Below are 20,688 nucleotides of genomic sequence, written 5' to 3'. Positions count from 1 at the left end.
ATGGTTTTAAACGCTTTAAAAGAACATATTAAAAAAAACATTGAAATTTCTTCTGAAGACTTAGAAACCATATGCAGTTATTTCAAACTAAAATCTATTAAAAAAAAAGATTTTCTACTAACACAAGGCAATATTTACAAATACGAAGGCTTTGTTATTGATGGATGCTTCAGAATTTTTACTATTGATAAAAAAGGCAACGAAAACACCCTATATTTTGCAGCAAAAGATTGGTGGCTAATGGATATTGATAGCTTTATGAACCAAAAACCATCAAACTTAAACATTCAAGCCTTAGAAGATAGCCAAGTGTTACTAATTAATAGAACCGATAAATTAACACTATACCAAACACTACCTGTAGTTGAAAAACTATTCCGTATTATGTCTCAAAAAGCCCTTGTTGCGTGGCAACGTAGGCTAATACGTAACCAATGTGAAACTGCTAAACAACGCTATTTATACTTTTCAAAAACCTACCCTAACATTGCTTCAAAACTAACAGATAAACAAATAGCTAGTTATTTAGGTATTACACACGAGTTTTTAAGCAAAATTAAAAAACAGCAGTAGTTATAAAATTAAGCCAAACAGTAAAAAACTTATATTATAATTTTTACAACAGTTGAACTTGTTCAACAATTTTCTGCCAACAGTTTATAATTTTTGTGTTTTTAAACAAAACAACAATTACATGAACTCTTTAAAGAAACTAAACTTTTGTATAGCAATACTTGCTATTACTCTATTTTCTTGTGCTTTACAAGCACAAATAACAAACGATATTACCAGCAACCAAGCCCTTAAAGTACTTTTAGCTGCTAAAGCTAAAGCCGAAACAGATAACGTACTTGTTAACATAGCTGTTGTTGATGCTGGCGCAAACTTAAAAGCGTTTGTAAGAATGGATGAATCTTATCTTGGTAGTATTGATGTAGCCATTAAAAAAGCAAAAACTGCACGCTACTTCAACATTGATACTGGTAAATTAGGTGAACTTACACAACCTGGAGGCATTATTTATAACATTGAATTAACTAATAACGGTTTAGTATCATTTCCTGGTGGTATTCCTATAAAAAATAAAGAAGATAAAATTATTGGCGCTATTGGTGTTAGTGGTGGCACCATTGAACAAGATAGAGAAATAGCAACCGTAGGGGCGCAAGCCATTTTAAATTAATTACTTTTGATAAACAATTAGAACTTATGAATTATATAAAAAACCTAGCTTTACTATTAATGCTTACAATTTCACATATTTGCTTTGGGCAAAATGCTGATAATTTAATGCTTTACAGGCAAGATTTTAAAAATATAGCTGGTAAAAACACCGTTTCTGTAACAAGCTACCTGAAAAACGGCAAGCACCTTGTTTTTGTTGGTGGTGCCGGAGATGTAGATGTATTCAGTTTAGATAAAACAGGTACACTTAGCCCAATTAGTAGCCATGAATTATACAAAAAGAAAGGTCCTGCCAGAGGCATGGTTGCAGACAATATTGGTGGTACCGATTTTTTATTTGTAGCTAATAAATTTGGCAACGTTGTTGAAACCTTCAAAATTCAAGACAATGGGTCTTTAGAACGTGCTGCTATGGTTGAAGATACTGAAGAAACACACCTTGCAGTTGGTATAACACTACAAGTAGTACACATGAAAAAGGCATCATACTTATTTGTAGGCGGACTCGAATTAGAAAACCCAGGATTAAGTTCTTTCAAAATAAATAATGATGGTAGCCTTACACACGTGCAATCTATGAAAGACACCGAAGCCCTTCATACCGATGGTATTATTGGCATGTATACGGTTAAAATTAAAGGAAAAACCTTTTTATATACTAGCGGATTCCAAGATAACGGTGTAAGCAGTTTTAGAATTTATGATAACGGAAAATTCAAAAATGTTAACAATATTCACGACAATACAACAGACAGGTATTTAACTGGCGCATACCCAGTAACTGGTGCAACTTTAGGAAACAATAACTATATAGTAGTTGGGCATAGACATCATAAATATTACAAAAGAGGCGGATTTATAAAAAACCCCCATTTCACATATCATGGTGATGGTGTTAGCGTTTTTAAACTCAACAATAAAGGTGCACTAGTTCCTCATTTTGTTTTAAAAGATGATGAAACCACCAAACTTCAGGGGCAAACAAGAATAGAACTAATTTCTAACAACGGAAAAGAAGCTGTCTTTGCTGTAGGAACTAGAGACGATGCAGCCATTCAGCTATGTAAATTAAGTGAAGATGGTATTTTAAGTCCAATTAATTACTTAGAAACTGGCTTTTCAATTTATTACGGGTTAAAATCGCACAAAATAGGAGATGATAATTTCTTAATTGCGGGCTCTAACAGATTTGATTTTGGTAAAGCTGTATCATATAAAATTGCTCCTAAAATTGATAGAAAAAACAAAGTTATAAAACATATTGTTCACCTAAAATATAAAGATGAAGCAACTGATGAACAGGTTAATGAAGCGGTTCAAGCTTTTGTAGACTTACAAAACAAAATTCCTTCAATTTCTGCTTTTGAATGGGGAGAAAACGATAGCACTGAGAAACATGACAAAGGACTTACTCACTCGTTTGTAATTACCTTTAAAGATGAAAATGCTAGAGAACAATACTTATTTCATGAAGCGCACCTAGGCTTAATTAATAAATACGCACAATTCTTTGCCGATGCCGTAGTTATGGATTATTGGACTGAAGAGTAAACTATTAAAAACAAACATTCTTAAAATAAAAATGAGTAATTTAAAAAATAAAAAAGCCATAATAACTGGAGGTGGCAGAGGTTTAGGCAAAGCAACTGCCATTGCTTTTGCAAAAGAAGGTATTGATATTGCTATTACCGGAAGAAACGAAACTGTTTTAAAAGAAACAATTACAGAACTTGAAAGCTTAGGCGTAAAAGCCATTTATGCAGTTTTTGATGTTGGCAACTACAGCGCTGTAAAAAAAGGAATTAATGATATTATTACTCGTTTAGGTGGTGTAGATATTTTAGTTAACAACGCAGGCATAGCAGCTATTGGTTCATTTCTTGAAATGCCTGTAGAGCAATGGGAACAAACTATTCAAACAAACGTTATGGGTATGTATTATGTTACCAAAGAAGTTTTACCGCATTTAATTGATAAAAATGAAGGTGATATTTTTAATGTAGCTTCTACAGCTGGTTTAAATGGCAACCCTAATATTTCAGCATATTCAGCATCTAAATTTGCTGTAATTGGCATGTCTGAATCTTTAATGAAAGAAGTTAGAAAAAACAATATTAGAGTTATTACACTTACACCAAGCACTATAGAATCTGACATGACTGTTGGTTTAGGCATGTTAGAAAAAGGCTCTGAAAACGTATTACAACCCGAAGATTTTGCGCAGCTAATAGTATCTGGCTTAAAATTACCCCGAAGAGCCATGTTAAAAACAGCTGCTTTATGGACAACCAATCCGTAATAAATAATTAAAATTTAATTGATTAAGAAGCGCTTCATTTTTTGAAGCGCTTTTTTTTAATTGCGCAACTAAACTTCAAAAATTGTATCTTTAAAAGAAAAAATGATTTTGAAAAAGCTACTTAAAAGTCTTGTTTTTTCTGGCATACTGTACTTTGGCTGTTCTTCTTCAGATATTAAAAATGAAGACACAACCAATACTAAAAATGAAGAAATTAGTACAACCACACCAGAAACCACACCAGAAAATGTTGTAAAAATATTATCATTAGGTGATAGTTACACCATTGGCGAAAGTGTTTGCAACACCTGCCGTTTTCCTGAGCAATTAAAAGACAGTATCATTCAAAAAATTGGTAACAATACTGTTTCTTTAAAAGTAATTGCACAAACTGGCTGGACAACTTCAGCCTTAAAAAATGCCATAAATAATGACAATTTAGATGAAGATTACAACTTAGCCACACTACTAATTGGCGTTAACAACCAATACCAACGGCAACCCTTTAGTATTTTTGAAAAAGAGTTTCCTGAGCTTGTTAGTAGCGCCATAACTTTTGCTCAATTAAAAAAAGAAAACGTTATTATTGTTTCAATACCAGATTACGCATATACACCATTTGGAAACGGTGACACTACAATTAGTGAAGAAATAAATAAGTACAATAACTTCATTGAAAACTATTGCAACCAATATGGCATAACTTATATAAACATTACAGACATTACCCGCGAAGGCCTTGAAAACCCAGCGCTTGTAGCTAGTGATGGTTTGCACCCATCAACATTAGCCTACAGCAAGTTTGTAAGTTTGATATTACCCGAAGCTTTGTTTAAAATTGGCTACAGCTCAAACTAATTATACCTATATTAGCTTAAAGTTTTCAGTACATGTTTTCATCAAAAAAACGCTTAAACAACGCCTACAAAAATGCTAAAACTGTAACATTTAACAACACTAGTAAATTCATTTTATTTAGTGATTGCCACCGTGGCGACAATAGTTTTGCTGATGATTTTGCAAACAACCGCAACATTTATTTTCATGCTTTAAAACACTATTATAATGAAGGTTTTAATTATTGTGAATTAGGCGATGGTGATGAGCTATGGGAAAACCTATCGTTCTCATCAATTTTAAACGCACATAAAAATGTGTACATGCTTTTAAAGCAGTTTCACAAAGAGAATAGACTACATATGATTTGGGGAAACCACGATATGGTATACCGAAACCCCAACTACGTAAAAAAATATTTATCAACGTATTTTGACCCAAAAGTTGGTAAAGATGTTGAACTTTTTAACAACATTACCTATAATGAAGCCATTATTTTAAAGCATGAAGGCACCAAGCAAGAGTTATTTTTAACACACGGACATCAAGCCGATTGGTGGAATTTTCTATTTTGGAAATGGAGCCGTTTTTTAGTAAGAATTCTATGGAAACCCTTAAATGTTATGGGTATTGCAGACCCCACAAGTCCTGCAAAAAACTATACCGAGTTAATTAAAGTTGAAAAACGTGCTAAAAAATGGATTGCCGAAAACAACAATTTACTAACCATTTTTGGCCACACACACAGACCACGTTTTCCTGAGCCTGGTGATATTGCCTTTTTTAATGATGGAAGCTGCGTACACCCTAGAAGCATTACGGGTTTAGAAATTGAAAACGGCGCTATTTCATTAATTAAATGGCATATTGCCACCAAAGATGATGGTACGCTACAAATTGTTAGAACATTATTAGAAGGCCCTGTAAACTTAATTGATTACAGAACATAAGTATGCTTCAAAAACGTTACTATGGTTTTTTAAAAACACCTGTTTTATGGCAAAGCAAGTCTATATTCAATTTACAACAGTTTGAAATTGAAACGCAATTTTCAAAAATTGATGTTGAAATAGATGAAACACTTCGGTTGGGTAAATATATTGAACGTTTTGTATCTTTTGAATTATTGCAACAGCCTGATATTTCAATAATAGCAGAGAACATTCAAATACAAAAAGATAAAATTACTTTGGGTGAACTTGATTGTTTATTACTAAAAAACCAACAACCTATTCATTTAGAAATTATTTATAAATTCTACTTATATGATGCTTCTGTTGGTAATACAGAAATAGATCATTTTATAGGGCCTAACAGAAAAGATGCTTTGGTTGAAAAACTATTAAAACTTAAGAAAAAACAACTTCCTCTACTCTATTCTGAAACTTGTAAAAACTATTTAAAAAATTTAAGTTTAAATGTAAATACCATTTCACAATATGTATATTTTAAGGCTCAATTATTTTTGCCTTACAGCAACCAAAACATTCAACTTAAAACGTTAAATAATAATTGTATTGCGGGCTATTATATTAATAAAGAAGATTTAGAAAATCTTTCAAATTGTAAATTCTATATACCAACAAAAAAAGACTGGTTAATAACACCGCACCCTAATGTAAACTGGAAAAACCACACTACTATAAAAACAATTACTGAAAATTATTTTAATACTAAATTCTCTACACTTTGTTGGGTAAAATTTAAAAACGGAAGCATAAAAAAAATGTTTCTAGTTTGGTGGTAAACTAAAAACATTTTTTCTATTTATAATAATATATTTTACTTAACTAACATTATTCTTTAGGTAATCTTTCATCAATCATTTTTAATGGCATACCTTCCATTAAATCAAACACATCAATAATACTTCTAAAAGTATCTTCTTCTTCAGATTGTTCTGAAATAAACCATTGTAAAAATACTTCGGTTATAAAATCATCAGCTTTTCTAGCTGCTTTAAATATTTTAAAAATAGATTCTGTAACGGCTATTTCTTGTTCTAAACCAGTTTCATAAATAGCTCTTAAGCTTTCAAAATCATTATTTACGTTGGTAACACTAGGCGAAATTGCCGCCCCACCATTATCATTTATAAACGTAAATATTTTCATGGCGTGTTCACGCTCTTCTTCTGCTTGCTTGTAAAAAAACGCTTTGCTATTTAATAGCTCACGTTGGTCACACCAAGACGCCATGGCTAAATATGAAGCTGATGCTTTCATTTCCATAGCAATTTGATTATTTAGCATGTCCATAACATCAGTGTTAATAGACATTTGTTTTCTAACAATTGTATTCATAACTATACGCTTTTACACAAATTTACAATAAAAAATTGGTGTAAGAGAATGTGAACAAAATTTAAATAAAGTCTAAATAAACAGAATTATGCAAGTACAGCCTCTTGAAAAAATGCTGCTATTTCATCTTTTAGCTTTAATAACTGCGGAATTTCTAAGAAAATTAAATGTTGCTTATCGGCCACAAAAAGTAGTACGAAGTTTTCGTTATCAATTATGCTATTTAAAGCACTGTAAGTTGTTAATGCATTTATTTTACGCCTTAATTCAAGCATTTGCGGAAAGCTTAAATTTATAATTTTATTAGGCGTTATTAAAGCATATTTGCAAAAAGTAATATGCTGTATTTGATAACTGTTATTTGTGTTAACTACATTTTTCACAGGCACAAATATAGTCTTTATTTAGAATAAATAAAAACAAAAAAATAATTTAACGTTTATAAATTTATAAGTAGCTTAACTTTCAGGAGCAAGCTCTACAGATAAACCTTCCATTTCGGGCGTTATTTGTATTTGGCATCCTAAACGGCTATTATCTTTTACATCAAAAGCTTCAGATAGCATAGCCTCTTCATCATCAGTCATTGGAGGTAAATTATTATCACTAAGCACATAACATTGGCAAGAGGCACACATAGCCATACCACCACAAACACCAATAGTTCCTTCAGGAGCTAACTCATATGAACGCACAACTTCCATTAAATTCATGGCCATATCTGTTGGTGCTACAATATCATGTGTTACACCATCTCTATCTGTAATTTTTATATTTACGTCTTGCATTATAAAATGTTTATTGCCAAAGGCATATCATAATTTATGCCACAAATTTAGTTTAAGAAAATCATTTATCTAAATGTTTACTCTACTAATTTAATAGGAATTAAAAAAATTGAAGATTTTATAAAAATAGCTTAGTATTATTACAACATTTGCAGTAATACTAAGCACTTATATTAATTACTTGTTCTATTTGAGGTGCATACTTTTTTATAGTCATTTCAACGCCCGATTTTAATGTCATTTGATTAACACTACAACCAACGCACGCACCTTGTAATTGTACTTTTACCAATTTATCATCTTCAATTGATAAAAGCGAAATATCGCCACCATCACTTTGTAAAAATGGACGAATTTCATCTAATGCCTTTTCAACATTTAGTTTTAGTTCTTCTGAAGTCATTTTATTACTTTTTAACTGCCGAACAACCTGCCATGGTTGTTATTTTTATGGCTTCGGTTGGTGGTAAATTTTCATTACGTGCTACTACTTCTTGCACTACATTTTGAGTTAATTTTTCAAAAGCTTGCTCTAAAACAGTAGCTGTTTGTAATGCTGCTGGCCTACCAACATCTCCAGCTTCTCTTATGCTTTGTACTAATGGTAATTGTCCTAAAAATGGTACTTTTAAATCTTCGGCTAAATTTTTAGCACCTTCTTTACCAAAAATATAGTATTTATTGTCTGGCAATTCTTCTGGTGTAAAGTACGCCATATTTTCTATAATTCCTAAAACAGGTACTTGTATGCTATCTTGCTGAAACATTGCTACACCTTTTTTAGCATCGGCTAAGGCTATATTTTGTGGTGTACTAACTACTACAGCTCCCGTAATTGGTAATGATTGCATGATGCTTAAATGAATATCACCAGTTCCAGGAGGTAAATCTAATAACAAGAAATCTAATTCTCCCCAATGTGCATCAAATATCATTTGGTTTAAAGCTTTTGCTGCCATTGGCCCACGCCAAACAACAGCCTGATTTGGTTGTGTAAAAAACCCAATTGACAATACTTTTACGCCATAATTTTCAATAGGCTTCATTTTAGATTTTCCTTCAACATTAACCGCTAGGGGTTTTTCAGCTTCAACATCAAACATAATAGGTATTGAGGGCCCATAAATATCGGCATCTAAAACGCCTACATTAAAGCCCATTTTTGCTAATGATACTGCAAGATTAGCTGTAACGGTAGATTTACCAACACCACCTTTACCTGATGCTACTGCTACAATATTTTTAATACCGGGTATTGGTTTACCTTTTATTACATTAGGTTTTGGGGCTGCAGGCGCATCAACTTTTACATTTACTTTTATTTTTGCTTTTTGATATACGTGCTCATGTATAGTTTTTAAAATATCAACCTCAACACGTTTTTTAGCTTGTAAACTTGGGTTATTAATTGTAATATCTACAACAACTTCATCACCAAAAGTTACAACGTTTTTTACAGCGCCACTTTCAACCATATTTTGCCCTTCTCCTGGTACTGTAATGCGCTCTAATGCTTTAAATATATCTTGCTTATTAAGCTTCATGTAATTATAATTTATTCTAATATGCAAAGATAACGATTATAGGTTGAAGAAATGTTACCTTAACACAAGTTTTGCTTATTATACTATTTAATTTAGCTATAGAACTTGTAAAGTGATTTTAAATACGTATTTATAGATTTTATAAGGCTTCGGAAGGATCCCAAAACACGGTTTTAAAATTTTGAATTTGATTGTTAACTACCTCAACGCCTTCGCTTTCTAAAAGCTGCTGCATGAGGTTAGTACCCTCAAAATGATGTTTCCCGGTAAGCAAACCGTTTCTATTTACAACTCTGTGTGCAGGTACATTTTTTCCGCCAGATCCGTTCATGGCATAGCCTACCATTCTTGCACTTCTTGCTGCCCCAAGGTATTTTGCAATAGCACCATAGCTTGTAACACGGCCATAAGGTATTAAACGCGCTATGCTGTAAACTTTTTCAAAAAAACTTAAAGTTTCTGGTTTCAAAGTATTTTAAAGTTCTTTTAGAATATTAATTAATGTGACAACCGAAATTATTCCGGTAATACCACCAATAATATAATTCATATTTTTTTGCGATGTAAATGCTTTGTTTTTAACCCTATCAAAAAAGAATATATACATATAAAGCATAACAAATGTACCTGAAACTGCACCCGCAACGTATGATATTACATTAATTTGTTCAAAATTAAGCCACCCAAATGACGCCAAAGTAATAGTCATATATGCCTGATACGGAATTGGAAATACATTTATTGAAGACAAAAATATACCCTGAAAAAAACGGCTATGTTTACTTTTTGTTTTGGTTTTTATTTGCTGTTTGGTAGTAGCTTTGGCTACAAATAAAAAATACACAGTAATGAGCACAAAAATTACAAAAGCCACGCGTTGCAATACATCAACCACTTCGGGGTGCTTGCTTAAATACCTTGCAAACACTGATGCTAAATAGGTTTGTACAGCAACAATTACACATACACCAATAGAGAAAATTATACCTCGATTGTGTCCTTCTTTTAAGCTAATTTTAGCGGCTGTCATGTTTAACAACCCAGGTGGTATTACCCCAACTAATGCAATTATTAAACCTAAAAAAAAAATGATGGTAATACTCAAAATTAATTAATTTGAAATCTAATATACGTAATTGGTTTGTTATGCTCTAGGTATTGTGATTCATAAAATGTTTGAATTGCAGTAACCTCATCAGGGCTTCCTTCTTGATTATAAACATCGTTATTAGCATATAGTACATTATGCCCTGCACCATGCAATAAACCTAAAGTATAACCGTGCATAAACTCACTATCGGTTTTTAAATTCATAACACCTCCAGGTTTAAGCACTGTTTTGTACTTAGCCAAAAAATCGGCATTGGTTAAACGGTGTTTAGTGCGCTTATATTTTATTTGTGGGTCTGGAAAAGTAATCCAAATTTCATCAACTTCTTGCGCTTCAAAAGCAAAGGTTATCAATTCAATTTGAGTACGTAAAAACGCAACATTGGGTATGTTTTCATCAATAGCTGTTTTAGCTCCGCGCCAAAAACGTGCGCCTTTAATATCTATGCCTACAAAGTTTTTATCTGGATATTTTTGTGCTAAAGCCACAGAATATTCACCTTTACCACAACCAAGCTCTAAAACTAAAGGGTTATTATTTTTAAAAACTTTTGAGCGCCAGTTACCCTTTAACTCAAAAGTACCTTCAACTAAATCTTCTCTTTTTGGCTGATATACATTAGAAAATGTTTCGTTTTCTCTAAATCGCTTTAGCTTATTTTTACTTCCCACTGTGTTTTAACTATTTCTTATTATTTGAAAATATTTGGTAAAATTAAGGAAATATACAGAAGCCTTTATATGCTTACCTTTGTTTTTCTTATTTTTTGTAATTGCAATGCTTTTTTGGTGCTGCATTACAGCAAATATGTAAAAAGCCAACATTTGGTTTTGCAAAATACACCCAAATACACATTTGTGAAACACAACAAAAAACGAATATTAGTGGCGCCTTTAAATTGGGGTTTAGGGCATGCTACCCGATGTATACCTATAATTAAAGCCTTGTTAAACCAGGGGTTTACACCCATTATTGCTAGTGATGGTGTTGCTTTAAAACTTTTACAAAAAGAATTTCCCATGCTCTCTTCTATTGAGTTACCAGGGTATAATGTAACCTATGCCAAAAATGGAAAAAACTTTAAAATGAAACTTTTAAAAGATTCTCCTAAAGTTTTAAAAGCGGTTAAAAACGAAAAAAAAGCAGTTAAAGATATTATTGAAACACATCAAATTTCGGGTATAATTTCTGATAACAGATTGGGTGTTTACAGTAAAAAAGTGCCTTCAGTTTTTATAACCCATCAACTTAATGTACTTAGCGGAAGCACCACTTGGCTTAGTACCAAAATGCACCAAAAAATTATTAAAAAGTTTAGCGCCTGTTGGGTGCCAGACATTGAAGGTGATATGAATTTAAGCGGAAAACTAGGGCACACAAATACTTTTGATATTCCGTTAACTTACATTGGCCCCTTAAGTAGATTTGAAAAAAAAGCTACAGTTAAAAACAACAAATTATTAGCTTTAATTTCTGGCCCTGAGCCACAACGTGGTTTGTTGGTTGATAAACTACTTAAAGAACTTAAAGATTACCCTGAAAAAGCTATTTTGGTTAAAGGCTTGATGGAAGATGAACAAACCATACAAATTATGGGTAATGTTACGGTTTATAATTTTATGACATCGGCACTTTTAGAAAAAACTATAAATGAAAGTGACATAGTCATTTCGCGTTCGGGTTACACCACAGTAATGGATTTAGCTAAACTTAATAAGAAAGCTTTTTTTATACCAACCCCTGGACAATTTGAGCAAGAATATTTAGCAAAACGCTTAACCGAAATGAACCTTGTACCAAGTTGCATACAAGATAATTTTACAATTGATAAGATTGAAACTGTGAAAAATTTTGAAGGTTTAAAAGCTTTTGATTTTGATATAGATTACAAAAAATTATTCAGCCTTTTCCAAGGTGAATGAAAACTCACTACCAACGCCATATTCACTTTCTACATAAATTTTTTCATTGTGTGCTTCAATAATATGCTTAACAATTGATAAGCCTAAACCAGAACCGCCTTCTCTTCGTGAGCCACTTTTATCAACCCTAAAAAAGCGTTCAAACAAACGTTTAATATGCTCTTTTTCTATACCCTCGCCATTATCAGTAACTCTTACAATAACTTTATTTTTTATAAGATTTTCTATACTAATTTCTGTGGTTCCTTTTATTCTTCCGTATTTTAAAGAGTTAACCACAAGATTAGCTAACACTTGTTGTATACGTTCTTTATCTGCCCTTACCATTATTGGTTCAGGGTAATCCATATCAAAGGTTAAGGTTATTTTCTTTTTTGAGGCCTTCATTTCAAACATATCAAATACGTTTTCAACAAGTTCAACAATATCAAAAGCTTCGGTTTTCAAACTTAAATCACCTACTTCTAGTTTGGTAATCATATCTAAGTCTTTAATAATATAGCCAAGTCTTTCAATACCTTTGCTTGCTCTTTCTAGGTATTTGGTTCTTATGTTTTCATCATCCATAGCACCATCAAGCAGTGTTAAAATATAACCTTGCACTGTAAATAATGGCGTTTTTAATTCATGTGATACATTACCTAAAAACTCTTTACGGTATTGTTCGCGTACTTTTAAAGTTTCAATTTCAATTTTTTTGTCTTTCGCAAACTTATCTATTTCTTGGGTAAGTGTTTTCATATCGGTTGTTATGGCCGTTTTATTTAAACTAGCCGATTCTAACAACGTTAAATCATCATAAATTCTTTTTACACGTTTATAAATAAATTTTTCTATTCTGAATTGAATAATTACAAAACAAAATATATAAACGCTTACTGCAAAAATGGGAATATAATACCACTTTGGTTGATGAAAATAATATAAAAAAACGCTTATTAAAAGCGTTATGAATGCGGTTATGTATAACGAAGTGTTAATAGCAAACCTATATGATTTTTTAAATTTTGTTTGCGCTTGCATGTGGTACTAATCTACAAATTTATACCCAACGCCTTTTATGGTTTTAAAACTATCATCTCCTAATTTTTCGCGTAGTTTTCTAATGTGAACATCAATGGTTCTACCACCTACAACTACCTCGTTACCCCAAACGGTATCTAAAATTTCATCGCGTTTAAAAACCTTCCCTGGCTTTGAGGCTAACAAAGATAGTAATTCAAATTCTTTTCTTGGCAATATGATTTCTTTGCCTTTTGAAGTTACTTTGTATTCGTCTCTATTTATAACCAAACTGCCAATTTTAACAGTATCTGAAACATCTTCTTCTTTATAACGGCGTAGTAATGCTTTTACTTTACTAACCAACACCTTTGGTTTTATAGGTTTTGTTATGTAATCATCTGCACCTGCATCAAAGCCTGCTACTTGAGAGTAGTCTTCGCCTCTTGCTGTTAAAAAGGTAATTATAGTGTTTTTAAGGTCTGGGTTTTTACGCAATAATTCACATGCTTCAATACCATCCATTTCAGGCATCATAACATCTAAAATAATGAGTTGAGGTAATTCTTTTTTTGCTTTTTTAACGCCTTCACTTCCGTTTTCGGCAGTTATTACTTGGTAGCCTTCACTAGTTAAATTGTATCCTACAATTTCTAAAATGTCTGGCTCATCATCAACTAACAGTATTTTAATGTCCTTTTTCTTCATTTTTTAATAATTTCAAAAGGTAAAGATAAAACTAAAAGCACAATATACTCATTATTGGTTAATTAATAACGTTAAGGTAACAAAGTACTTACCCAGAGTTAACCTTTCGATGTATTACGTAAATGTTTAACACTTTTTTGGTATAAATTTTGTTGTGTTTTCTTAAATTTACATAACCTAAAAGGTACTTTATGGCAAAAAACTACTTTTTATCTGTTTTTTTTATTCTAGCATTTTTGTTTTGTAACTATAAAGGTACATCTCAAAATTATGCTACAGATACGCCTGTTAAAGAAAATATTGAGGGTTTATCTATTTACCCAAACCCTGTTAACAGTGGCCATACTTACATATATATTTCTTCTAAAAAAAACTTAGTAAAACACGTTGAGTTTTTTAATGTTATTGGAAAACTAATTTACAACACTAAATTAATTGGTAAAGAATTAAATATTGCCAACCTTAGTAAAGGTGTTTATATTTTAAAAATAACTGAAAATAATATTAGTGAGACTAGAAAATTAGTGATAAAGTAAAGATAACGTTATTTCCTTGTAAAATAAATATCAATTACACCAAAACCATTAAAATACCTTAAAGTTTATACATAATTTAGAGGTTTAATTAATTAAACTCTCATTTTATGAAAAAACTTTACTTCTTCCTATTTACTATTTTATTAGCAAATATGTCTTTTGGTCAAATTATTAGTGAATTTGATGCTGACCAAGCAGGTACTGATAGTGCTGAATTTATTGAAATTCAATGGTCACCAAATACTTCTTTAAACGGCTATATTATTGTGCTTTTTAATGGCAACGGAGACATAAGCTACAACACTGTTGATTTAACAGGCGAAACAACTGATGCTAATGGATTTTTTGTTATTAATTTCCCTTCAAACGGAATACAAAATGGACCAGACGCCATTGCATTATATATGGATAGTGCCTCAAACTTCCCTAATGGTACCGCTCCAACAACTACAAATCTTGTAGACGCTGTAGTATACGGAACTAATGATAGTGACGATACTGCCCTAATGAATGCTCTGGGTGAAACTGTACAATATAATGATGATACTTCAAATTCTTTAAACCAATCTGGTGATGGAACTTTTTATCTTGCTGCACCATCGTCTGGTGTTACAAACAACACGTTGTCTTCAAACCAAAACCAAATTAAAGGGTTTGCTTTATACCCAAATCCTGCAAATGGTTTTATTAATATTTCTAGCAAAAGCAATGCTAAAATATCTGTTGCTATTTTTGATATGTTAGGCAAACAAGTAATTAACACAGTAACAAATAACGAAACTGTTAACATTTCTAGCTTAAATACTGGCATTTATATGCTTAGAGCCGTGCAAGATAATGCCACAACCACTACAAGATTAGTGGTTAAATAAACACTATTTATACCATATATTTAAAAGCGTTGCAATAGCAGCGCTTTTTTATTTTAACTATTTTTGTACTGTGTTTTTTAAAACAGAATTGCTTGATAAATGATAGACTACAAGAGTATTTTTAACATTAAAACTAACAAAGCATTTGAAAAAAAAGCGCTTGAAATTTTCAAGTTCCAATTTGAAAACAATAGTGTTTACAGATCTTTTTGCGATTTACTTTACAAAACACCTAGTGATGTAAAAACCATTGAAGATATACCGTTTTTACCTATTCAATTTTTTAAATCTCGTACCGTTTTAAGCTCAAACTCTGCTATTGAAACTATTTTTACAAGCTCTGGTACTACAGGCCAAAACACTAGCAAACACCATGTAACTAACTTAAAAGTTTACCAAGACAGCTTTAATTTAGGGTTTTCTCATTTTTATGGTAATATTGAAGATTATGTGGTTTTGGCTCTATTACCATCATACTTAGAGCGCAAAGGTTCATCACTAATTTACATGGTTGATGCACTCATAAAACAATCAAAACAGCCTGAAAGCGGCTTTTATTTAAACAACCTATCTGAATTAAAAAACACATTAACAACTTTAGATTGTGAAGGAAAAAAAATATTACTAATTGGTGTTTCATTTGCACTTTTAGATTTAGTTGAAACCTATAAATTCAATTTAAAAAACACCATAATAATGGAAACTGGCGGTATGAAAGGGCGCCGAAAAGAATTAATACGTAATGAGCTTCACAACATATTAAAACATGGTTTTGGTGTTGATGAAATACATAGCGAATATGGTATGACCGAACTTTTAAGTCAGGCTTATTCCAAGGGCAATGGTATTTTTAATTGTCCACATTGGATGCGTGTTTTAACCCGTGATACTGAAGACCCTTTAAGCATACAAAAACCAAGAAAAACAGGTGGTTTAAACATTATAGATTTAGCAAATATTAATTCTTGTGCGTTTATTGCCACCCAAGACTTGGGCCGGTTAAATACCAATGGCTCTTTTGAAATTATTGGCAGATTTGACCATTCTGATATTAGGGGCTGCAACCTTATGGTGCTTTAACTTATACAAAGCATAACCTATTCACTTTAGGTTATATATGTAAAAACTTCATTAAAATTCAGTTTAATACTTTAACTTTTAATTAAGATTATAACTGTGTAAGCTATTTGTATTTATACCGACAAAACTAATGAGCTAAGAAAAAGAAAGATTAGTTTTTATTTAATTGGTTAGTAATAAGGCTTGGTTTTACACCAAGCCTTATGTTTTTATACCACTCTTAGTATGAAGTAATTTTTTTTACCACGCTGTAACAATACAAACTTTTCATTAATTAAATCTGACGAGGTAATAGCGTAATCTTCTTTTACCTTTTCTTTATTTACTGAAATTGAATTTTCTTTTAAAGCGCGTCTTGCTTCGCCGTTAGATTTTAAAAAGTTACCTTTTTCTGCCAACGCAGCAACCATATCTAATCCGTTTTCAATATCACTTTTTGAAATTTCAGTTAATGGTACCCCATCAAAAACATCTAAAAACGTTTGTTCGTTTAATGCTTTTAAATCTTCACTTGTAGATTTGCCAAATAATATATTACTAGCTTTAATAGCATTTTCTAAATCTTCTTTAGAGTGTACCATTGTAGTAATTTCTTCAGCTAAACGTTTCTGTAAAGTTCGTAAATGGGGAGCTTCTTTATGTTCTTCAACCAAAGTTTCAATAGTTTCTTTTGTTAAAAACGTGAAAATTTTAATATACTTTTCAGCATCTTCATCACTGGTATTTAACCAATATTGATAAAATTTGTAGGGTGATGTTCTGTTTGCATCTAACCATACATTTCCACCTTCGGTTTTTCCAAATTTTGTACCATCGGCTTTTGTAATTAGCGGGCAAGTTAGTGCATAACCTTTACCTCCACCAATACGCCTTATAAGCTCTGTACCTGTAGTAATATTACCCCATTGGTCACTACCACCCATTTGTAAGGTGCAGTTTTTTTCTTTGTATAAATGAAGAAAATCATATCCTTGTACTAATTGGTATGTAAACTCTGTGAAAGACATGCCCTCTTTAGCTTCAGAAGACAAACGTTTTTTAACAGAATCTTTAGCCATCATATAGTTTACGGTAATATGTTTACCAACGTCTCTAATAAATTCTAGAAACGAAAAGTTTTTCATCCAATCATAATTATTAACTAAAACTGCAGCATTAGCTTCGTTGCTTTCAAAATCTAAAAAACGTGACAACTGGCTTTTTATAGCTTCTTGGTTATGGCGAAGCGTTTTTTCATCTAACAAATTACGTTCAGCAGATTTTCCTGACGGATCACCAATCATACCGGTAGCACCACCAACAAGCGCATAAGGTTTGTGGCCTGCTAACTGAAAATGACGCAACATCATAACACTTACCAAGTGCCCAATATGTAAAGAATCGGCCGTAGGATCAATGCCTACATAGGCGCTTTGCATACCAGACATTAAATGTTCTTCGGTTCCTGGCATGGCATCATGTAGCATACCTCTCCATGTTAATTCTTCAACAAAATTCATTTTCATCTTTAATATAATTTATTGTGCTGCAAATATAAAAATACCATACAATTAGTAGGTTATAATTAGTATTCTTTCTGAAGCATTTTAGCAAAAGCTATATAAAATATTCATTATTTTAGCCTCATGATTTTAGTTACAGGCGGTACAGGTTTAGTTGGGTCTCATTTGCTTTATAAACTTATTTGTAATGGCGAAAAAGTTAGAGCTATTTATAGAAACCCTAAAAAACTTGAAAATATTAAAAATGTATTTTCTTGTTATACTAGCAATTACCTTGAACTTTATAATAGTATTGAATTTGTTGAAGCCGATATTTTAGATATTTCGTTATTAACCAATGCTTTTAAAAACATTGAATACGTATATCATTGCGCTGCTTTTGTATCATTTGAACCACATAAATACATACTTTCTAGAAAAACAAATATTGAAGGCACTGCCAATATTGTAAACATGTGTTTAGCAAATAACATAAAAAAACTTTGCCATGTAAGCTCTATTGCTACCTTAGGAAATAGTAATAATAACAAACCTATTGACGAAAGTAGTATATGGAACCCCGAAGCCGATAACAGTGTTTATAGCATTACAAAGTATGGTGCTGAAATGGAAGTTTGGCGCGGTACACAAGAAGGTTTAAATGCCGTTATTGTAAACCCTGGTGTTATTTTAGGCGCTGGCATTTGGCGTTATGGTACCGGAAATTTATTTAAACGTGCACACAAAGGCTTTACGTATTACACTAATGGCACTGTTGGTTTGGTGGCGGTTGATGATGTTGTAAATATTATGATAGCCCTTTTAAAAAGCACAATTACCAACCAACGCTTTGTTTTAGTTGCAGAAAATTGGACTTACAAACGTTTTTTACAAACGCTGGCAAAATCTGTGAATAAAAAAGCACCAAAAAAACAAGCACCTATTTTTCTATTAAAAATAGCTTGGAAATTAGACTGGATAAAAAGCAAACTTACAGGAAAAAGGCGTGTACTAACAAAACATATAGTTACAGCATTAACCACTGAAAAAAACTATAGTAGCAAACACTTAAAAGCTACATTAAACTATACGTTTACACCTATTAACGAAACAATACAAGAAATTGGCGCTTGTTTTTTAAAGCACAAATAATTACAACTCAATATCTAAATTCTCTAATTCTTGAATTGTTTTATCATCTATTGAAGGTGCTGGTTTTGCGCTATTTTTACCCTTTGGAAACTTAATTGAATCGCGTGTTTTTAAAACTTCATTTAAAGAATCTTCGCTTTTTTTAACCCGCTTTTTTTGCTCTTCTTTTTGTATATTTTTATAATGCTCTTTTAACTTTTCTAAACTGTCATTTACCATTTGGTAAATTTCTTCGTAGTCTTTTATTTGGTATGTATAATATATATTGCTTTCGGCAAATTGTAAACTATCAATATTATACTTATTGTAAATGTATGTATTGGGCAAAATCCCCTTGTCTTCTAATGTTTTTCTGTTTACAGCATTTGCAGACCCTACCAATTTAGCATCAATTAAAATGTTAACCATTTTGTTTTTAGATATTAAATTCTTTGGTTTTTTTGGACCATTACACCCAATAAAACCTAAAATGGCTATAAAAACTATTAAAAAACGTTTCAACATTATCTATTAAAAGTTAAGCGTTTAGCATATTTTACGTTACTAAATTTAGCGTTTTGGTAGGCAACATTTCCATTTACAAAAGTATGCGTTATTCTAGATTTAAAAGTTGTACCCTCAAAAGGAGACCACCCACATTTATATAGTGTGTTTTCTTTTGTTACTGTCCAAGGGTTATTTAAATCTACCAACACCAAATCTGCAAAATAGCCTTCTTTTATATAGCCACGTCTTTCAACATCAAATAAAATAGCTGGGTTATGACACATTTTTTCAACTATTTTTTCAATAGATATTTTACCTCTATGATGCATTTCTAACATAGCTGGCAATGCATGTTGTACTAACGGCCCACCAGAAGGTGCTTTTGTATAAACGTTTTTTTTCTCTTCTAAAGTATGTGGAGCGTGGTCTGTTGCTATAACATCAATTCTATCATCTAGTAAAGCTTCCCAAAGTTGCTCTCTATCTTCGGCCGTTTTTACTGCCGGATTCCATTTTATTAATGTACCTTTCTTTTCATAATCTTCACTTGAAAACCACAAGTGATGTATACATACTTCGGCTGTTATTTTTTTATCTTTTAAAGGTGTTTTGTTTTCAAACAGGCTAGTTTCCTTTCCTGTAGATAAATGAAAAACATGTAATCTTGCACCGGTTTCTTTTGCTAATTCTATTGCTTTTGAAGACGATAAATAACAAGCTTCTTCGCTTCTTATTATAGGATGCTGCGAAATAGGAATATCATCACCATACTTTTCAATATGTGCTTGTAAATTGTTTTTTATTGTAGTTTCATCTTCACAATGTACTGATATTCTTAAATTGGTATTTTTGAAGATATTTTTTAAAACCTCTGGATCATCAACCAACATATTACCTGTTGAAGACCCTAAAAACAATTTTAATCCTGCAGCTTGGTTAGCATCTAGTTTTAAAATTTCGTTTAAATTATCGTTTGTACCTCCAAACATAAATGAATAATTAGCCGATGATGTTTTGGCTGCTATAGCAAATTTTTCTTCTAACTTTTCAATTGTTGTAGTTTGCGGATTGGTATTGGGCATTTCAATAAATGATGTAATACCACCTGCAATGGCTGCTTTAGATTCTGTTTCAATTGTAGCCTTTTGTGTTAAACCAGGCTCTCTAAAATGCACTTGATCATCAATAACACCAGGTAAAAGGTATTTGCCTTCTGCATCTAAAACTAAAACATCGGCAGATTTTGGTGTTAAAGATTCTCCTATTTTTTTTATGTACTCGCCTTCTATTAATATATCGCCATTAAAAATAGCCCCCTCATTAACTATATTGGCATTTTTAATTAGTGTTTTTTTCATTTTTTAATATTTAAATAGAATTAC

25 protein-coding genes are annotated in these 20,688 nt (G+C 31.7%); 12 read left to right on the top strand and 13 right to left on the bottom strand.

Going from position 1 to position 20,688, the window contains the following annotated elements; genetic code table 11:
* The 7 genes from FUA26_RS09210 (at nt 1) to FUA26_RS09180 (ending at nt 6,068) form a co-directional block, all read left to right on the top strand.
* A complete protein-coding gene (locus FUA26_RS09210) occupies nt 1-573 on the top strand; it encodes a Crp/Fnr family transcriptional regulator (protein ID WP_147134823.1) in 573 nt (190 codons plus the stop codon).
* 121 nt (nt 574-694) lie between these two features.
* Nucleotides 695-1,183: a GlcG/HbpS family heme-binding protein gene (locus FUA26_RS09205; RefSeq protein WP_147134820.1), complete on the top strand. Its 489-nt coding sequence runs from the start codon at nt 695-697 to the stop codon at nt 1,181-1,183.
* Nucleotides 1,184-1,209: 26 nt separating this feature from the next.
* Complete coding sequence (locus FUA26_RS09200; protein ID WP_147134817.1) at nt 1,210-2,736, top strand: Dabb family protein; 1,527 nt, start codon at nt 1,210-1,212, stop codon at nt 2,734-2,736.
* Nucleotides 2,737-2,767: 31 nt separating this feature from the next.
* Nucleotides 2,768-3,484 carry a 3-ketoacyl-ACP reductase gene (locus FUA26_RS09195; protein WP_147134814.1) on the top strand — a complete coding sequence of 239 codons (717 nt, stop codon included), beginning with the start codon at nt 2,768-2,770 and terminating at the stop codon, nt 3,482-3,484.
* Nucleotides 3,485-3,586: 102 nt separating this feature from the next.
* Nucleotides 3,587-4,342, top strand: coding sequence for an SGNH/GDSL hydrolase family protein (locus tag FUA26_RS09190; RefSeq protein ID WP_147134811.1), 756 nt, complete (start codon nt 3,587-3,589; stop codon nt 4,340-4,342).
* 32 nt (nt 4,343-4,374) lie between these two features.
* Entirely contained in the window at nt 4,375-5,271 is an 897-nt protein-coding gene (locus FUA26_RS09185) for a metallophosphoesterase (protein WP_147134808.1), read from the top strand.
* A gap of 2 nt (nt 5,272-5,273) precedes the next feature.
* Nucleotides 5,274-6,068, top strand: a complete 795-nt coding sequence (locus tag FUA26_RS09180) for a DUF1853 family protein (RefSeq protein WP_147134805.1) — start codon at nt 5,274-5,276, stop codon at nt 6,066-6,068.
* A 49-nt stretch (nt 6,069-6,117) separates the two neighbouring features.
* On the opposite strand, the gene FUA26_RS09175 is transcribed toward FUA26_RS09180, so the two are convergent.
* The 8 genes from FUA26_RS09175 to trmB form a co-directional block, all read right to left on the bottom strand.
* On the bottom strand, nt 6,118-6,624 hold the full coding sequence (locus FUA26_RS09175) for a ferritin (protein ID WP_147134802.1): 507 nt from the start codon (nt 6,622-6,624) through the stop codon (nt 6,118-6,120).
* Nucleotides 6,625-6,710: 86 nt separating this feature from the next.
* Entirely contained in the window at nt 6,711-7,007 is a 297-nt protein-coding gene (locus tag FUA26_RS09170) for a hypothetical protein (RefSeq protein WP_147134799.1), read from the bottom strand.
* Between the two features lie 75 nt (nt 7,008-7,082).
* A complete protein-coding gene (locus tag FUA26_RS09165; protein ID WP_147134796.1) occupies nt 7,083-7,412 on the bottom strand; it encodes a 2Fe-2S iron-sulfur cluster-binding family protein in 330 nt (109 codons plus the stop codon).
* A gap of 160 nt (nt 7,413-7,572) precedes the next feature.
* Complete coding sequence (locus FUA26_RS09160) at nt 7,573-7,815, bottom strand: NifU family protein (RefSeq protein WP_147134793.1); 243 nt, start codon at nt 7,813-7,815, stop codon at nt 7,573-7,575.
* Between the two features lie 4 nt (nt 7,816-7,819).
* Entirely contained in the window at nt 7,820-8,956 is a 1,137-nt protein-coding gene (locus FUA26_RS09155) for an Mrp/NBP35 family ATP-binding protein (protein ID WP_147134790.1), read from the bottom strand.
* Between the two features lie 139 nt (nt 8,957-9,095).
* Complete coding sequence (locus tag FUA26_RS09150; RefSeq protein WP_147134787.1) at nt 9,096-9,425, bottom strand: MGMT family protein; 330 nt, start codon at nt 9,423-9,425, stop codon at nt 9,096-9,098.
* Nucleotides 9,426-9,431: 6 nt separating this feature from the next.
* Nucleotides 9,432-10,061, bottom strand: coding sequence for a LysE family transporter (locus FUA26_RS09145; protein WP_147134784.1), 630 nt, complete (start codon nt 10,059-10,061; stop codon nt 9,432-9,434).
* A gap of 2 nt (nt 10,062-10,063) precedes the next feature.
* Nucleotides 10,064-10,738: a tRNA (guanosine(46)-N7)-methyltransferase TrmB gene (gene trmB, locus FUA26_RS09140; protein WP_147134781.1), complete on the bottom strand. Its 675-nt coding sequence runs from the start codon at nt 10,736-10,738 to the stop codon at nt 10,064-10,066.
* Between the two features lie 186 nt (nt 10,739-10,924).
* Between trmB and FUA26_RS09135 the strand changes: the two genes are divergently transcribed.
* Nucleotides 10,925-11,989, top strand: coding sequence for a glycosyltransferase (locus FUA26_RS09135; RefSeq protein ID WP_246109113.1), 1,065 nt, complete (start codon nt 10,925-10,927; stop codon nt 11,987-11,989).
* Here FUA26_RS09135 and FUA26_RS09130 read toward each other — a convergent pair.
* Together FUA26_RS09130 and FUA26_RS09125 are read right to left on the bottom strand one after the other, a co-directional pair.
* Nucleotides 11,963-13,012: a sensor histidine kinase gene (locus FUA26_RS09130; protein WP_147134776.1), complete on the bottom strand. Its 1,050-nt coding sequence runs from the start codon at nt 13,010-13,012 to the stop codon at nt 11,963-11,965. The genes FUA26_RS09135 and FUA26_RS09130 overlap by 27 nt on opposite strands.
* A gap of 6 nt (nt 13,013-13,018) precedes the next feature.
* The gene (locus FUA26_RS09125; RefSeq protein ID WP_147134773.1) at nt 13,019-13,699 is read right to left on the bottom strand and encodes a response regulator transcription factor; all 681 of its coding nucleotides are present in this window, start codon (nt 13,697-13,699) and stop codon (nt 13,019-13,021) included.
* Between the two features lie 191 nt (nt 13,700-13,890).
* Here FUA26_RS09125 and FUA26_RS09120 point away from each other — a divergent pair, with 191 nt between their 5' ends.
* The 3 genes from FUA26_RS09120 to FUA26_RS09110 all read left to right on the top strand — a co-directional run bounded on the left by FUA26_RS09120 (nt 13,891) and on the right by FUA26_RS09110 (nt 16,187).
* The gene (locus FUA26_RS09120; RefSeq protein WP_147134770.1) at nt 13,891-14,235 is read left to right on the top strand and encodes a T9SS type A sorting domain-containing protein; all 345 of its coding nucleotides are present in this window, start codon (nt 13,891-13,893) and stop codon (nt 14,233-14,235) included.
* Between the two features lie 107 nt (nt 14,236-14,342).
* Nucleotides 14,343-15,107, top strand: a complete 765-nt coding sequence (locus FUA26_RS09115) for a T9SS type A sorting domain-containing protein (protein ID WP_147134767.1) — start codon at nt 14,343-14,345, stop codon at nt 15,105-15,107.
* 99 nt (nt 15,108-15,206) lie between these two features.
* Complete coding sequence (locus tag FUA26_RS09110; protein ID WP_147134764.1) at nt 15,207-16,187, top strand: LuxE/PaaK family acyltransferase; 981 nt, start codon at nt 15,207-15,209, stop codon at nt 16,185-16,187.
* A gap of 209 nt (nt 16,188-16,396) precedes the next feature.
* Here the strand turns inward: FUA26_RS09110 and tyrS are convergent, their stop codons facing one another.
* Nucleotides 16,397-17,692, bottom strand: a complete 1,296-nt coding sequence (tyrS, locus tag FUA26_RS09105; RefSeq protein ID WP_147134761.1) for a tyrosine--tRNA ligase — start codon at nt 17,690-17,692, stop codon at nt 16,397-16,399.
* Between the two features lie 120 nt (nt 17,693-17,812).
* Between tyrS and FUA26_RS09100 the strand changes: the two genes are divergently transcribed.
* The gene (locus FUA26_RS09100; RefSeq protein ID WP_147134758.1) at nt 17,813-18,820 is read left to right on the top strand and encodes an NAD-dependent epimerase/dehydratase family protein; all 1,008 of its coding nucleotides are present in this window, start codon (nt 17,813-17,815) and stop codon (nt 18,818-18,820) included.
* Here FUA26_RS09100 and FUA26_RS09095 read toward each other — a convergent pair whose 3' ends face one another.
* The gene (locus FUA26_RS09095; RefSeq protein ID WP_147134755.1) at nt 18,821-19,324 is read right to left on the bottom strand and encodes a DUF4296 domain-containing protein; all 504 of its coding nucleotides are present in this window, start codon (nt 19,322-19,324) and stop codon (nt 18,821-18,823) included.
* Nucleotides 19,324-20,664 (bottom strand): dihydroorotase, encoded by a 1,341-nt coding sequence (locus tag FUA26_RS09090; RefSeq protein ID WP_147134752.1) that lies wholly within the window; start codon nt 20,662-20,664, stop codon nt 19,324-19,326. The genes FUA26_RS09095 and FUA26_RS09090 overlap by 1 nt, the downstream gene beginning before the upstream one ends.
* Between the last annotated feature and the right edge of the window lie 24 nt (nt 20,665-20,688).

The organism is Seonamhaeicola algicola, from assembly GCF_007997385.1.
Lineage (GTDB): Bacteria > Bacteroidota > Bacteroidia > Flavobacteriales > Flavobacteriaceae > Seonamhaeicola > Seonamhaeicola algicola.
The sequence above is the reverse complement of the archived record's forward strand: the minus strand, read 5'-3'. Positions and strand labels throughout refer to the sequence as shown.